This window comes from Pelagicoccus sp. SDUM812005 (assembly GCF_031127875.1).
Classification (GTDB): domain Bacteria; phylum Verrucomicrobiota; class Verrucomicrobiia; order Opitutales; family Opitutaceae; genus Pelagicoccus.
On record NZ_JARXIA010000015.1, the window covers coordinates 109262 to 123399 of the forward strand.

Annotated in this window: 9 protein-coding genes; 8 read left to right on the forward strand and 1 reads right to left on the reverse strand. The window is 58.6% G+C overall.

Going from position 1 to position 14138, the window contains the following annotated elements; genetic code table 11:
* Positions 1-27 precede the first annotated feature (27 nt).
* From QEH57_RS17065 to QEH57_RS17100, 8 genes are all read left to right on the forward strand, one after another.
* Positions 28-1527, forward strand: coding sequence for a flavin monoamine oxidase family protein (locus QEH57_RS17065; protein ID WP_309007979.1), 1500 nt, complete (start codon positions 28-30; stop codon positions 1525-1527).
* Positions 1524-1901: a cytochrome c gene (locus tag QEH57_RS17070; protein WP_309007980.1), complete on the forward strand. Its 378-nt coding sequence runs from the start codon at positions 1524-1526 to the stop codon at positions 1899-1901. The genes QEH57_RS17065 and QEH57_RS17070 overlap by 4 nt, the downstream gene beginning before the upstream one ends.
* Positions 1894-3249 (forward strand): ammonium transporter, encoded by a 1356-nt coding sequence (gene amt / locus QEH57_RS17075; protein ID WP_309007981.1) that lies wholly within the window; start codon positions 1894-1896, stop codon positions 3247-3249. The genes QEH57_RS17070 and amt overlap by 8 nt, the downstream gene beginning before the upstream one ends.
* Positions 3250-3270: 21 nt before the next feature.
* Positions 3271-4701 carry a Rid family hydrolase gene (locus QEH57_RS17080; RefSeq protein ID WP_309007982.1) on the forward strand — a complete coding sequence of 477 codons (1431 nt, stop codon included), beginning with the start codon at positions 3271-3273 and terminating at the stop codon, positions 4699-4701.
* A gap of 70 nt (positions 4702-4771) precedes the next feature.
* Positions 4772-6163, forward strand: coding sequence for an aldehyde dehydrogenase family protein (locus tag QEH57_RS17085; protein WP_309007983.1), 1392 nt, complete (start codon positions 4772-4774; stop codon positions 6161-6163).
* 40 nt (positions 6164-6203) lie between these two features.
* The gene (ggt, locus tag QEH57_RS17090) at positions 6204-7925 is read left to right on the forward strand and encodes a gamma-glutamyltransferase (protein ID WP_309007984.1); all 1722 of its coding nucleotides are present in this window, start codon (positions 6204-6206) and stop codon (positions 7923-7925) included.
* A 20-nt stretch (positions 7926-7945) separates the two neighbouring features.
* Complete coding sequence (locus tag QEH57_RS17095; protein WP_309007985.1) at positions 7946-9229, forward strand: dipeptidase; 1284 nt, start codon at positions 7946-7948, stop codon at positions 9227-9229.
* Between the two features lie 104 nt (positions 9230-9333).
* Positions 9334-10470: a glycosyltransferase family 1 protein gene (locus QEH57_RS17100; protein ID WP_309007986.1), complete on the forward strand. Its 1137-nt coding sequence runs from the start codon at positions 9334-9336 to the stop codon at positions 10468-10470.
* On the opposite strand, the gene QEH57_RS17105 is transcribed toward QEH57_RS17100, so the two are convergent.
* The gene (locus QEH57_RS17105; RefSeq protein WP_309007987.1) at positions 10467-13922 is read right to left on the reverse strand and encodes a response regulator; all 3456 of its coding nucleotides are present in this window, start codon (positions 13920-13922) and stop codon (positions 10467-10469) included. The genes QEH57_RS17100 and QEH57_RS17105 overlap by 4 nt on opposite strands.
* Between the last annotated feature and the right edge of the window lie 216 nt (positions 13923-14138).

Sequence of the window (14138 nt, forward strand, 5' to 3'; positions counted from 1 at the left end):
GCGTACGGCGGTTGTGCCTTCACAACTATGACCGCGCTCGGACTCATGACCCAAGCTACTGGCCACGGAGCAGAGCTCACTGGCCTCACGCACATCGGCGGCAAGTCGAAGAAGCGCGTACTGATCCTAGGAGCAGGCATAGCGGGCCTCACCGCCGCCTACGAGCTGGGCAAGCTGGGCTTCGACTGCGTCATCCTCGAGCCTCGTCCCATCCCGGGCGGCCGCAGCATGACCCTCCGTCGCGGGGATACCATCAAAGAGACCACCGGAGCCTCCCAAACCTGCGAGTTCGACGAAGGCCTCTACTTCAACCCCGGCCCGTCCCGCTTCCCCCAATGGCACGTGACCATGGACTACTGCCGCGAACTGGGAGTCGAAGTCCAACCTTTCGTCAATCTCAACGAAAACGCCTTCTACTACGGCGAAGGCGATATCGGCCCCATGTCGGGCAAGCGAGCTCGTATCCGAGAAGTGAAGACAGACCTTCGCGGCTACACGGCGGAACTCTTGGCCAAGGTCGCCGACGACGAAGCGCTCGACACGGAGCTAACCGCCGCCGACAAGGAAGCCCTCCTGGACTTCCTCCACTACGAAGGCGGACTGAGCGGATCGCAAAACGAATACAAAGGCCACAACCGCCGCGGCTACAAGGTCTGGCCCGGAGGCGGCTTGCAGGAAGGCGAGCTGGACAAGCCCTACGAATTCTCGGAGCTCCTCCAGTCCGGCTTCGGAAATCTCTTCCACCGTGCCAACGAGTACCAATACCAGTCTCAAATGTTCACGCCCACCGGCGGCATGGACAAGCTCCCCATGGCCCTCGCCGAACGAGTCAAGGACCAGATCATCTACGGAGCCCAGGTGAAGGAGATCCGCCGTACCAATCCCGGCTCTCGCGTCGTCTACACCGTAAATGGCGAAGACAAGGAGCTCACCGGCGACTACTGCATCTGCACCATTCCACCCACGATCCTCAGGCGCTTGCAAACGGACTTTTCTCCCATGCTCAAGAACACGCTCAACATCGTGCCCTTCCAGAATTCCGGAAAGATCGGCATGCAGTTCAAGCGGCGCTTCTGGGAAGAGGACGACCGGATCTACGGCGGCATTTCATGGACCAACCTGCCCGTATCGGAAATCTGGTATCCATCGTCTGGATTCATGGGCAAGAAGGGAATCATGGGCGGATACTACCTTTTCGGACCGACCTCCGACCAGCTCGGACGCATGAGCCCAGCGGAGCGCCTCGAGTTCGCCCTTTCCCACGGCGAAAAGCTACACCCTCAATACCGTGCCGAATTCGAGAACGCCTTCTCGGTAAACTGGTCGACCATCCCGCACATCGAAGGCTGCTTGGCCCACTTCCCGCAAGCCATGCTCAAAACCTTCTACCCGCTTCTCATCAAGCCAGAAGGCGAGCTATACCTCGCCGCGAGCTGGGCCAGCCACCTCGGCGGTTGGCAAGCCGGCGCCTTCGAAGCCGCTCGAATCGCCGTCAAAAGCATTCACGAACGTACCATGGCGTCATGAAACTCCTTTCCCAAGCAATCGCCGGAGCCTGCCTCGCTGCAAGCTTCGGCTTCTCCAGCGCCTGCGCCAATCCTCCTGCCGACGCTCCCGTGCAGCTAGATCCGGCCTCCGTCGAAAAAGGCAAGCAGACCTACGCCATGTTCTGCCAAGCCTGCCACGGCCCGGAGGACCCAAGCATCGATTCGCCTAGTAACCTCTTCGACAAGAAGTGGTTCCACGGTTCGGGACGGGACGGCGTGGAAAAGACCATTCGCGATGGCATCGTCGACAAAGGCATGCCGGGCTGGGGTCCCATGATCCCAAGCGAGGACATCGACGCCCTCCTCGACTACCTCTTCAGCTTCCAAACAACAGAAACATCTACCGATGAATAACGTATCCACTTTCTCCCGACTCCTCCGACCGGGACTCTTCTTGCTGCTAACAGCTTTCGATCTATCGTTCGGCGGCGAGCTCTTTGCCCAACACCGGGTGACCGAAGGCAACTACGGTGAGTACATCGACACCATTACCGCCGAAGAGTCGTTCTTCACCATCGGCAACATGTGGCTGATCGTCTGCGCCGTGCTCGTCTTTATGATGCACCTTGGATTCGCCACCCTCGAGTCGGGGCTCACCCGCTCGAAGAATACCATCAACATCATCTTCAAAAACCTCTTCGTTATCAGCTCCGGCCTGCTGCTCTACGCGCTCTTCGGGTTTCGCACCATGTATCCGGGTTCTGAATTCAACGGAATAATGTCCCTCGGTTTCTGGATCGGAGTAAATCCTGCGGACTACCTCGATATCATGAGCGCCAAGTACGCGAACTACACCTGGTGGACCGACTTCATCTTCCAGGCCATGTTCGCCGCCACTGCCGCGACCATCGTTTCGGGAGCCGTAGCGGAACGCGTAAAGCTGAGCAGCTTCATGGTATTCACGGTGCTGATCGTCGGCTTTGCCTATCCCGTAGCCGGGTCCTGGGAATGGGGTACGGGCTGGCTCGACCGCAACGGTTTCCACGACTTCGCCGGTTCTTCCGTTGTACACGCCTTTGGCGGTTTCGCAGCCCTCGCCTGCGTGCTCATCCTCGGCCCAAGAAGAGGTAAGTACGGAACCGACGGCCCCAAGAAACCGATCATCGGCCACAGCATGCCGCTCGCCTCGGTCGGCGTATTCTTGCTCTGGTTTGGCTGGTTCGGCTTCAACGGAGGCTCGGTCCTCAGCGCCCATCCTGAGATGATTGGCCTAGTGGTGACCAACACCGCCCTCGCCGGCGCCGCCGGTTGCCTAGCGAGCATGATCACCACCCAATTCATGCTGAAGAAGCCCGATGTATCCATGGCCCTCAACGGCGTGCTCGCCGGCCTCGTAGGAATCACCGCGGGCGCCGATTCCATGATGCCCGCTCCCGCCATCCTCGTAGGAGCCATCGCTGGCGTCCTTGTCGTCTTCGCCATTCTCGGCTTCGAGAAGATCAAGGTCGACGACCCTGTAGGCGCCACTTCCGTACACGGCGTTTGCGGCGTTTGGGGAACCCTAGCGGTCGGCATCTTTGGTGAAGCCCCCTTCCTCTGGCAATTGATCGGCACCCTCTCCTACGCCTTGTTCGCTTTCGTCTTCTCCTTCGCAGTCTTCTACTTGATCAAGCTCGTCATGGGCATCCGCGTCACAGCGGAAGAGGAGGATATCGGACTCGACATATCCGAGCACGGCCAAGAGGCCTACTCGATCGACTAAGGAAACGCCAACGTATCCATAATGTCTTTACTTCCACAGCATAAGTTTCGCTACGTGGCTGGGCTCTTCGTGCTCGCCGCGCTAGCGTACCTCGGCCTGCGTTTCATTGGAACCAACACCAACCAGCGCATCCACGCCTACAAGCAGGCCGCCCTTCCATACGCGGATGCCGTAGTGGTGGAACCGGGCTCCGAGTACTTCTACACTTGGGGCGTCACCGCTAGCCCTCGCATGAAGGAGATCGCCAAGAACAGCGTGGAAAACCGCTACGGCGATACCTACGAGCAAACCTTCAGCGTACTCGCCCAATTGACCAAGGACCTCGCCGAAGTCGGCCTCACCCTCAGGGACGTCGTCAACGTGCGTGCCTATATCGTAGCGGATCCGGAGCCGGACTTCGACGGATGGAACCGCGCCTTCAAGCAATTCTTCGGTACCGCCACCAACCCGCACAAGCCGGCCCGCACCACCGTCGGAATCTCTCGCCTCTTCCACTCCGACTACCGCGTCGAGGTGGAGTTCGTAGCAGTCTTTCCAGACGGACGCGGGCCGCACACCGTCGGCACGCGGCAACACGAACGCTACAGCCGCCTGAGCCGTACCGAGACGAGCGAACGCTGGAAATCCTACGGACGCCCCATCTGGCCCATGAGCACCGGCAAGGCGACCGTCGCCGATACTAGCATGTTCTTCTCCTCCTCCGTGCGGCCTGCCTCCCTCATGCCGAACCCACCTCCCGGGTTCTTCATGTACGGGAACATAAGCCAACAGTCTGCCTCCCTCTTCAAGCAGATGGGCAGCCAGCTCAAGGAAGCGGGCCTCGGATTCGAGGACGTCTTCTTCATCAGAGCTTGCGTCTATCCGGGCAAGGATTCGATCAGCAAGAACTTCGCCGCCTTCAACCAGGAATACAGCAAGTTCTTCAACAACGCTCGCAATCCCAACCAGCCCACTCGTACCGTCATGTCGACCCCCGGTTTCAACTACCGGAACCAGAGCATATCGATCGAGTACTACGCCGCGTATCCAGAGGATAGCGACAGGGAATTCGCAGCGGCTCGCGAGTCCATCGGCTCCAGCCTTGCCGTAGTCGATTCCAAGCCGATCGCTCCCGCTGGCGTATCCGTTGCCTCGGACGCAAAGATGGTCTTTCTAGCGGGCAGCATTCCCTCCGTCGAAGGGGACATGAAAGCTCAAGCCACCTCCGCGCTCCAGGCCCTCCAAGCCCGAGTCGAGTTGGCCGGAGGAACCCTTGACGATCTCGTGCACATCCGCGCCTACATCGCGGAAGGGGACACCAAAACCTTGGACAAGCGGATCGCCGAATGGGAAGCGCTCTATCGCGAAACCTTCAGCGGAGACCAAGCCCCCGCTATCACTACCTTGCCGGTCGATTCAATCGTGGGGAACGGAATGATTGAACTCGAGGGAGCCGCCGCCATACGTCCTTGATGTGCCAATACTCGAAGCCACCTTTCCTGAAGAGGATCTAGAATCGGAGATGCCAAAATCGCTACTCAGCATGGCCACTATCGGTGGGCGTACCCAAGACACCGAGGAGCGATTCGAAGTCATCAACCCCGCCACCGGATGCCCTTTCGCCACGGCGCCGCTCTGCGGAGCTCCAGAGCTCGCGGCCGCCGTCACCTTCTCCAAGCGAGCCCAACCTCAATGGACTCAATCGGAGCGCAACCGCCGGGGCGCCCTCCTCGCTTGCTCCCACGCCATCGCGCGGAAGCAGGAGGAGCTGGCCAAGCTCATTACCCTCGAGCAGGGCAAGCCCATCGCCGAGGCGCGCAGCGAGGTCGCCTACGCAGCGGAAGTCTTCGAGGCCTACTCAAAGATGGAAGTCCCGAGCAAAGACCTCACCAACGGCGAGAAAAACCGAACCCTCCTGCTCAACCGCCCCTACGGAATCGTCGGCCTCATCACCCCCTGGAACTTTCCCATCGGCACCGCAGCCGTAAAGATCGCCCCCGCCCTCCTTGCCGGCAATGCCGTCATCCTAAAACCGTCCCCCGTCGCCCCCCTCTCCCCGCTCCTGCTCGGAAGAATCCTCAAGGACCTCTTGCCCGCTGGGATTCTGAATACGCTATCCGGCGACAAGAGCTTGGGCGAACAAATCACGCGTCACCCGGAGATCAGGAAACTTTCCGTAACCGGTTCCATTCCCACCGGCCAAGCGATCCTCGCGGAAGCCGCCACGGAACTTAAGTCCGTTACCCTGGAGCTGGGCGGGAACGATCCTGCCATCCTCCTTCCCGACTGCGACCCGCAAAAGATCGCCAAGGACATTCTCGAATCAGCCTGGCGAAACGCCGGCCAAGTCTGCAGCGCCATCAAGCGAGTCTACGTTCACGAATCCATCTACCAAGCCACCGTATCCGCCCTTTGCTTACGCATGGCCGACTACCCTGTCGGCTCCGGAAACGAGCCAGGGGCCCGCATCGGCCCCCTCACTACGGAGTACTCGAAGGAACGCCTGACCGACCTCGTCAAAAACGCCCAAACGGAGGGGGCCAAAATAACTCGCAGTTCGAGCCCGCTCCCCGAACCTGGCTATTTCTTCGCTCCCGCCATCGTTTCGGAGATCCGGCCCGACCACCCGCTCGTGCTCGAAGAGCAATTCGGGCCGGTGCTGCCCGTCGTCCCCTATCGCAATATCGACCAAGCCATCGAATGGTCGAATGCTACCAACTACGGCCTTTCCGCATCCGTTTGGACTACGTGCCCAAGCGTTGGATACGATATCGCATCAAAACTCGAGTGTGGGCGGGTGGGCGTGAACGGACACCGACGGGCCAAAGCCTCCGCCCCTTTCGGCGGATTCAAGCACTCAGGACTCGGCCGGGAGCTCGGCCAATGGGGACTGGCCGAAATGTGCGAGTCTCAGGTCGTCAATATCTTCGAATAATTCCACCACCACTCGCAAACCGCCAACACCACAGAAAAAGATGTCTACTCGTTCATGTGTCGCCGCCCTTGGCGCCATCAGCTTCGCTGCGTCCCTGCTCGCAGCTCCCGAACCGCCGATCTACAACAGCGCCTCCACGTCCCATCCTGAATCCGCCCTGCACGGCATGGTTTCCAGCCGAGAAAAGCTCGCCAGCGAAGCCGCATTGGAAGTTCTCAAAAACGGAGGAAACGCGATCGACGCCGCCGTAACCCTCGGCTTCGCCATGGCAGTCACCACGCCTCAAGCAGGCAATATCGGAGGCGGCGGGTTCATGATGATCCACTCTGCGGATACGAACACAACCGTAGCGATCGACTACCGGGAAAAAGCGCCACTCGCCGCCACCCGAGATATGTTTCTCGACGCGAACGGGGACGTGGACAAGGAACGCTCGCGCTACAGCCACCTCTCCGCTGGGGTGCCGGGAACGGTAGCCGGCTTCGCCCTCGCCCTCGAAAAGTACGGAACCATCACCCTAGCCGAAGCCTTGGCTCCAGCCATCGATCTCGCCCAAAACGGTTTCCCCGTAAACGAAGACCTCTACCAATCGCTCAAGACCGCGAAGCCGCGTGTAGAAAAGCACGCGCCGCACGCCCTGAAGGACTTCTACGACGAAGACGGCATCCCCTATCCTCCCGGGCACATCATCACCCTGCCGAACCTTGCCAAAAGCCTGGGCCTCATTGCCGAACAGGGAGCCGACGCATTCTACAAAGGGCCGATCGCCGACCTCATCGTCGAAGACATGAAGGAAAACGGAGGCATCATCACCAAACAAGATCTCGAACAATACCAGGCTGTAGTGAGAACTCCAGTACGCGGCACCTACAAAGGATACGAGATCGTTTCCATGCCGCCGCCGAGCTCCGGGGGCGTGCACATCGTGCAGATCCTAAACATCCTGGAAGCCTTCGACCTAAAGGCCAGCGGACACAACAGCGCCCAAACCATCCACCTCATGGCGGAAGCGATGAAGTTCGCCTATGCCGACCGCTCCAAGCACCTCGGCGACAGCGACTTCAACCCAATCCCCGTCGACTGGCTCACCTCCAAGGAATACGCCGCCGACATTCGCTCTCGCATGAACACTGAAAAGGCGACCCCGAGCACGGAAATCCTTCCCGGCGAACCGATCCACGAAGGCCTCGACACCACGAACTACACCGTGATGGACAAGTACGGGAACGCCGTGGCCAACACTTATACCATCAACTTCACCTTCGGCTCGAAGATCATGCCGCCCGGTACCGGATTCTTCCTCAACAACGAGATGGACGACTTCTCCTCCAAGCCCGGCGTCCCCAACGCCTACGGTCTCATCGGCGGCGAGTACAACTCCATCGAATCCGAAAAGCGCATGCTGAGCTCCATGTCCCCCACCCTCGTGCTCAAAGACGGAAAGCCCTTCCTTCTCACCGGCAGCCGCGGCGGCAGCCAAATCATAACCGTAAGCCTTCAGGTCATCCTCAACGTCCTAGAGCACGGGATGAATCTATCCGAAGCAGTATCCGCATCACGCATACACCACCAGTGGCTTCCGGACGTACTGCGCCTGGAGCGCGGCATCAGCGCCGACACCCAGGCCAAGCTGAAAGAGATGGGCTACGAACTGAACGAAGGCGGAGCCATGGGTACCGCCAACTCCGTATCCCTCCAGGACGAAGTCTTCTATGGCGCAGCGGATCCTCGCCGCCCGGACACCTTTGCAATCGGCTTCTAAGCTAAAAGAAACTCATAGATATGAATAGCACGATTCGCGCTCTCGCACTCGCGTCCGTCCTCGCATTTTCCCTCCAGGCAAAGGACCAGGAACGCACGCCGCGTACTGACTGGACGGATACGCAACTGGAAGAACTCGCCTGGAAGATCCATCAGAATTGCCTGACGCTCGATACGCACATGGACGTGCCAATCGTCCTCAAACGCCCCGGTTTCGACATTTCCGAGGAGCACAGCTGGCACGAGCATGCGAGCCAGGTCGACTTCCCCAGAATGAAAAAAGGCGGCATGGACGGCGGCTTCTTCGTGGTCTACGTCGGCCAGGGCCCGCTCACCCACGAAGGCCGCCAAAAGGCCATCGCTTCCGGATTCGAAATAGCCGACTTGATTCACAAAACAGTCGAGGAACATTCGGATCTCGCCGCTATCGCCACCACTCCGGCGGAAGCCTACGCCATTCGGGAGGAAGGCAAACGAGTCGTCTTCATCGGCATCGAAAACGGATACACCATCGGGCGAAACATCGACCTGCTAAAAGACTATTACGACAAGGGCGTGCGCTACTTCGGCGTCACCCACAGCAAGAACAACGACCTCGCCGATTCCTCGACCGACCCTGAAGGCAACCTCCACATGGGGCTCTCCGATCTCGGTCGGGCCGCCATCGAGGAATGCAACCGCCTCGGCATCATGGTCGACATCTCCCACTCCTCCGACAAAACGGTCTGGGACATCCTCGAGCTCTCCAAGACACCCCTACTCGCCTCCCACAGCGGCTGCTACGCCTGCTACCCGCACCCGCGCAACCTCAACGACGCCCTCCTCAAAGAAATCGCCGCCCGCGACGGCGTGGTGCAGATGAACATGTTCAGCGCCTACATGATGGACGTCGAACCGAACGAGGAACGCTCCCAAGCAATGAAAGCCTGGTTCGAAAAATACCGAAGCGGCCGGGAGCTCAGCGAAGCCGAGCAGGTCGAGGCCACCGAGCAATACGTCGCCTTGCAGAAGAAGTTCCCGAAACCGCTCTCTACGGTATCCGCCGTGGTCGACCATATCGACCACATGGTGAAGGTGATGGGGATCGATCACCTCGGCTTGAGCGGCGACTTCGACGGAGGCGGTGGAGTCGAAAACTCCATGGACATCGGCCAGATGATGCCCATCACCATCGAAATGCTCAGACGCGGCTACAGCGAGGAGGACCTCGAAAAGTTCTGGGGAGCCAACGTCATGCGCGTCTTGCAAGCCTCCCTGGACTACGCGGCCAGCCTAGCGGAATCTGCCGAGCCGCAGGACAGCTGAAACGCCGCGTCACCAGATCGTTACAACTTTCAGATTTCAATCGCCAAGGACCTGCTCTAGCTCAAGCGTATCCGTGCCCACTCTCTTAGGACACCGTACGTATCGTGAAACTAGCGCTCGTCACCGAAACCTACCCTCCGGAAATCAACGGAGTTGCCATGACTCTCAGCCAGCTCGTCGGAGGGCTGAGAGACAAGGGTCACCTCGTTCAAGTGGTTCGCCCCATCCAATGCTCCGAGCAAGGCGAACCCAGCGTAAGCTCCGATACCATTACCGTATTCGGACTTCCAATACCACGTTACCCTGACCTGCGATTCGGACTCCCTTCCCGCAACCGCCTCATCCACGCTTGGCAAACTAATCGCCCCGACATCGTTCACGTCGCCACCGAAGGCCCTCTCGGGCTCTCGGCCATTCGCGCCGCCAAAGTCCTAGGAATACCCACCACTTCCACCTTTCACACCAACTTCCACAGCTACAGCGAGCACTACAACGCGAAGTTCGCCACCCGCATCGTCCTGGCCTTCCTCCGCTGGATACACAACCAAACGCGCTGCACCATGGCTCCCACGCAAGAGCTCGCCCAAGAGCTCGCAGCGGAGGGATTCAAGAACATGGACGTTTTTGGACGCGGCGTTAACCTAAAAGTGTTCACCCCAAAAGCTCGCGACGAGAACCTGCGAAAGTCCTGGAACGCCGCGACCGATTCGCCCGTATTTATCCACGTCAGCCGACTCGCCGCCGAAAAGAACTACGAGCTCCTAAACAAGGCGTATTCAAAGATCAGAGACACTCGGCCTGACGCTCGCTTCGTTATCATCGGCAGCGGCCCGATGGAAAAGCAACTGCGGCGAAAAATGCCCTATGCCTATTTTCCAGGCGCCATCCCACTCGAAAATCGTCCCGAGCTCGCCCGCTACTACGCTTCCGCCGACACCTTTCTCTACCCGAGCAAAACAGAGACATACGGAAATGTCGCAACCGAGGCCATGGCTTGCGGCAACGCCTTGCTCGGCTTCGACTACGCTGCCCCCGCCCAGCACGTGCGCCACGGTGCAAACGGCCTGCTCGCAGCCCTCGACGACGACGACAGCTTCCTTCGCAGCTCCGTCGAAATCGCTCGCAACGACGCGCTGCGCAAAAGGTTGGGCCAAGCTGCGGCAGCCTACTCGCCCGCCTTCGACTGGCAACCGATCGTCGATCGCTTCGAAAGCATTCTGCGCAGAACGATCACCAGCTAGAGCAACGGTTCTACCGTCGATGAATCGCCGCTGCTCTCTTGGAGCAGGCGATAGGTCTTAGCGATCGTATCCTTTAGGTCGTCCGGCTTGAAAGGCTTGGTCAGGTATCCATCCATTCCCGCTCCGAAGCAATTCTCGCGGTCCTCGCGCATCGCGTTCGCGGTAAGTGCGATGATCCGCGGACGCTTCTCGCCCCAGCGCTTGATGATCTCGCGAGTCGCTTCCAGTCCGTCCATTTCCGGCATCTGGATATCCATGAACACCAGATCGAAATCTCCCTCGCCAATCATATGGACCGCTTCCAATCCATTCTGGGCGACTGCGATTTCATAGCCCATCTTCTTGAAGAGTCGATTCGCGACCTTCTGGTTGATCGCATTGTCCTCGGCTAGCAAGATGCGGAGAGGCATTTGTTCGCCAAACTTCGTGCCTTCGTTCAAAACCTTTTTCACCCGCGGCGCCGCTCTGCCTCCCGCTTCCAGCATACGAGACTTTACGTTCTCCAGCTTGTATGGCTTCAGCAACGACAAGGTGTTGCCATCCGCATTCTCTCCGAGGTGCATGCTACCGAGACGCCCGGTGAAAACGATCGTAAGGTTCTCGTTGCCCAGCACGCTCCGTATCCGCGTCTTCAGCTCCTGATACTCCAAGCCGCCCAGTCCCGCTTCGATGAATACGACGTCCACGTCCGGAAATGCCTGAACGATGGTCTCGAGTTCGTCGATCCTCGTTCCAGACCGGACCGTCACGCCGAACAATTCGAGCTGGCTCGTCAATGACTCGCAACTGAATCCATGATGATCGAGCACGATCGCCTTGCGCCCTTCCAAAAGGCTAGGAGCGCGAGAGCTGCCAATGTCGAAGCTGAGTGCAGCCCGATTAAACGACACCGTAAAGTGGAAGGTCGATCCCACACCTTCGTCGCTCTCGACCCACATCGAACCACCCATCAGCTCCGCAAGGTTCTTGCTGATGGCAAGGCCCAGACCCGTGCCGCCATACTTGCGCGTGGTCGACGCGTCGACCTGGCTGAAGGATCCAAAGAGTCTGTCAATGCGATCGGCAGGGATTCCGATTCCCGTATCGCTTACCTGGAAATGCAAGATGACATCGTCGTCCTTCACATGGAACGGGTCCACTCGAACCACGACGCCGCCCTTCGCAGTAAATTTCACCGCATTTCCGATCAAGTTGACGATCACCTGGCGTAGACGTGTCGGGTCGCCCAACAGGGATCCCGGTATTCCCTTTCCAAATACATAGGAAATATCCAAGCCCTTCTCAGTCGCCTGGATCGCAAGCGTATCGATCGCTTCCTCGATCGTATCGCGAAGGTCGAACATGATGTTCTCCAACTCCAGCTTTCCTGATTCGATCTTCGAAAAGTCGAGGATATCGTTGATCACAACCAGCAGCGCCTCGCTACTAGCCCGGATCGTATCCACATAGTCCTGCTGCTCGTTCTCGAGCGACGTCTCCGCCAAAAGCCCCGTCATGCCAATGATACCATTCATCGGCGTGCGGATCTCATGCGACATATTCGCGAGGAAGAAACTCTTCGCCCGGTTCGCCTCTTCCGCCTCCCGCATCGTCGCCCGCAAGCGCTCCTCGGAACGTTTCTGCTCCGTCACTTCGTGGAAGAACCAAACCCGGCCGTACGATTCGCCCAAAGGCGAGGAGATAGGAATCGAGGTTCGCTCAAAGGTACGTCCATCCGCAAACTCCAAGACGTCCTTAAACGTCTCGCTTTCGTTCTTCGAGATCATCATGGCGCGCTCGAAGAAGGATTCCGAGTCCTCGACCTGCTTGGACGCGACGCTCCAGATCTTCTCCGGACGCCCCACATCCATCAAGTTCGTAGACAAGCCCCAGATTTTGCAGAAGCGTCGGTTAAAATTGGATACGATGCCGCGTTCGTTGACGACGAGGATACCGTCGGTCGCCGCCTCGCTCTGCGCCTTCAATACCGAGTTGTAGCGCTTGAGCAGGTTCTGGCGACGCTTGTTGTGCGTCACGTCCGTTCCCGTTACGACCAAAGCGGATACCCGCCCCTTCTCGTCCTTCACGGAAACCGAACGGAAATAGATATCGAGCTGGCGTCCAGACTCGGTCATGACCTGCACGTCCCCTTGCCAATGTCCGTACTCGAGCGTCTCCTGCAGGATCTTGTCGTAGACATGCTTCTCGCCGAAAAGAGCCTTTACTCCGCCCTTGTCATTAAGCACGTCAATCGTCTGGTAGCCGACGATATTGACGAAGGAATTGTTGCGATACAATGCTTCGCCCTCTCGATCGACCATGAGGACGAAGTCACTCGACGCTTCGACCGCTGCCGACACCATGCGAAGCCGCTCTTCCGACTCCTTGCGCATGGTGATGTCTTCAAAAATCCCATACCAAACAACGTTCTTGCCCGAACGCTTCTCAGGAACCGCCTTCGTGGCGACCCACTTCTGCCGACCGCTGGGAGTATTGATTCGATACTCGATATGAAGCGGCGTAAGGTGCTGGCTCGAAACTGCGAGCGACTCGTAGACCCGCTCCAAATCTTCGATACATACCGCGCCCATCGCAACCGACGCATCCTCCATCACGGACGCTGCTTGCACCCCTAGCAGCTCTTGAACCTTTTCGCTGATGTACGGGAAGCTTGGAGTGCCCGTCTCATCCATCGAAAGGTGGAAGTAAACGCCGGGAACCTGATTGGAAAGGCGATCCAGCTCGTGGGTGCTCTTCTCAAGCTTGCTCTGCACCCGCACCTCTTCCGTAACGTCACGCATGCAAATCACGAAGTCGCCATCCTGTGACGAGAAAATGGATACGGAAAGTTCCGTGCTCACGCCATCCGAAGATTCAACCGACTGCTGAAAAACGGAAGGAGCGCCCTCCAGCGCCTCCTCGAAGTGAAGATCGAGATCGAGGTCTCCGAAAAACGGAAATACGCTCTGCAATTGCCGACCGGCGGTTTCCCCTTGGCCGACCCCCAAGAACGACTCCGCCGCCCGATTCGCAAATCGAACCACAAAGTCGCGATCAGTCCCCTCGTCGTTTCGCCCGCTAACGCAAATCACCGCATCCGCAGTGGCGTGCAAGGCCCGCTCCAACGAAAGGGTCGAACCATTGGACTCGATCTGGTCGCGCCAAATCGGCTCCAGGCTCCAAAGCCTGCTTCCCCCGCTGATCCCAGTGACCACTACATTGCAAACGATCGGTCCCGCCTCCAAAGGCGAGCGCAAGGTGAGCATTCCCGTTCCCCTCTCCAAATCGAGACACTTTTCCGCGTCCCTAAAGATCGCGTCCAAGGGAGCCTCCTCAAGAGCCGAGGTATCCGGATCGCCCGCCAGCAAACTGCACGCCGCATGGTTCGCCCGAGAAATTTTGTAACCCGTAACGATTACTTGGGCTTGGGGCGACTGGAGAAATGCGTCTTGGAAAATGTTGGACAGGCTCATGGAATCGGATTCTGACAGAAGCAAGCCCCGCGTAAGTTGCTGTTGGACTTTAACTTCAACAGACTTTCGCGTTGCGGGTTACAAACGATACTGTGCATGGAGGAAAACATGAACTAATCGAGAGCGTCGCTTCGATGCTTCCCCATCGGCAAAATCCCCCGCAACTTTACTCAAGCGGCCAAATCTCTACAGAGAGTCTCCTCCACCCATGGAGTA

Coding starts and splice junctions, on each gene's coding strand:
- QEH57_RS17065 (WP_309007979.1), top strand. CDS start 28: ATGACCGCGCTCGGACTCATGACCCAAGCTACTGGCCACGGAGCAGAG.
- QEH57_RS17070 (WP_309007980.1), top strand. CDS start 1,524: ATGAAACTCCTTTCCCAAGCAATCGCCGGAGCCTGCCTCGCTGCAAGC.
- amt (WP_309007981.1), top strand. CDS start 1,894: ATGAATAACGTATCCACTTTCTCCCGACTCCTCCGACCGGGACTCTTC.
- QEH57_RS17080 (WP_309007982.1), top strand. CDS start 3,271: ATGTCTTTACTTCCACAGCATAAGTTTCGCTACGTGGCTGGGCTCTTC.
- QEH57_RS17085 (WP_309007983.1), top strand. CDS start 4,772: ATGGCCACTATCGGTGGGCGTACCCAAGACACCGAGGAGCGATTCGAA.
- ggt (WP_309007984.1), top strand. CDS start 6,204: ATGTCTACTCGTTCATGTGTCGCCGCCCTTGGCGCCATCAGCTTCGCT.
- QEH57_RS17095 (WP_309007985.1), top strand. CDS start 7,946: ATGAATAGCACGATTCGCGCTCTCGCACTCGCGTCCGTCCTCGCATTT.
- QEH57_RS17105 (WP_309007987.1), bottom strand. CDS start 13,922: ATGAGCCTGTCCAACATTTTCCAAGACGCATTTCTCCAGTCGCCCCAA.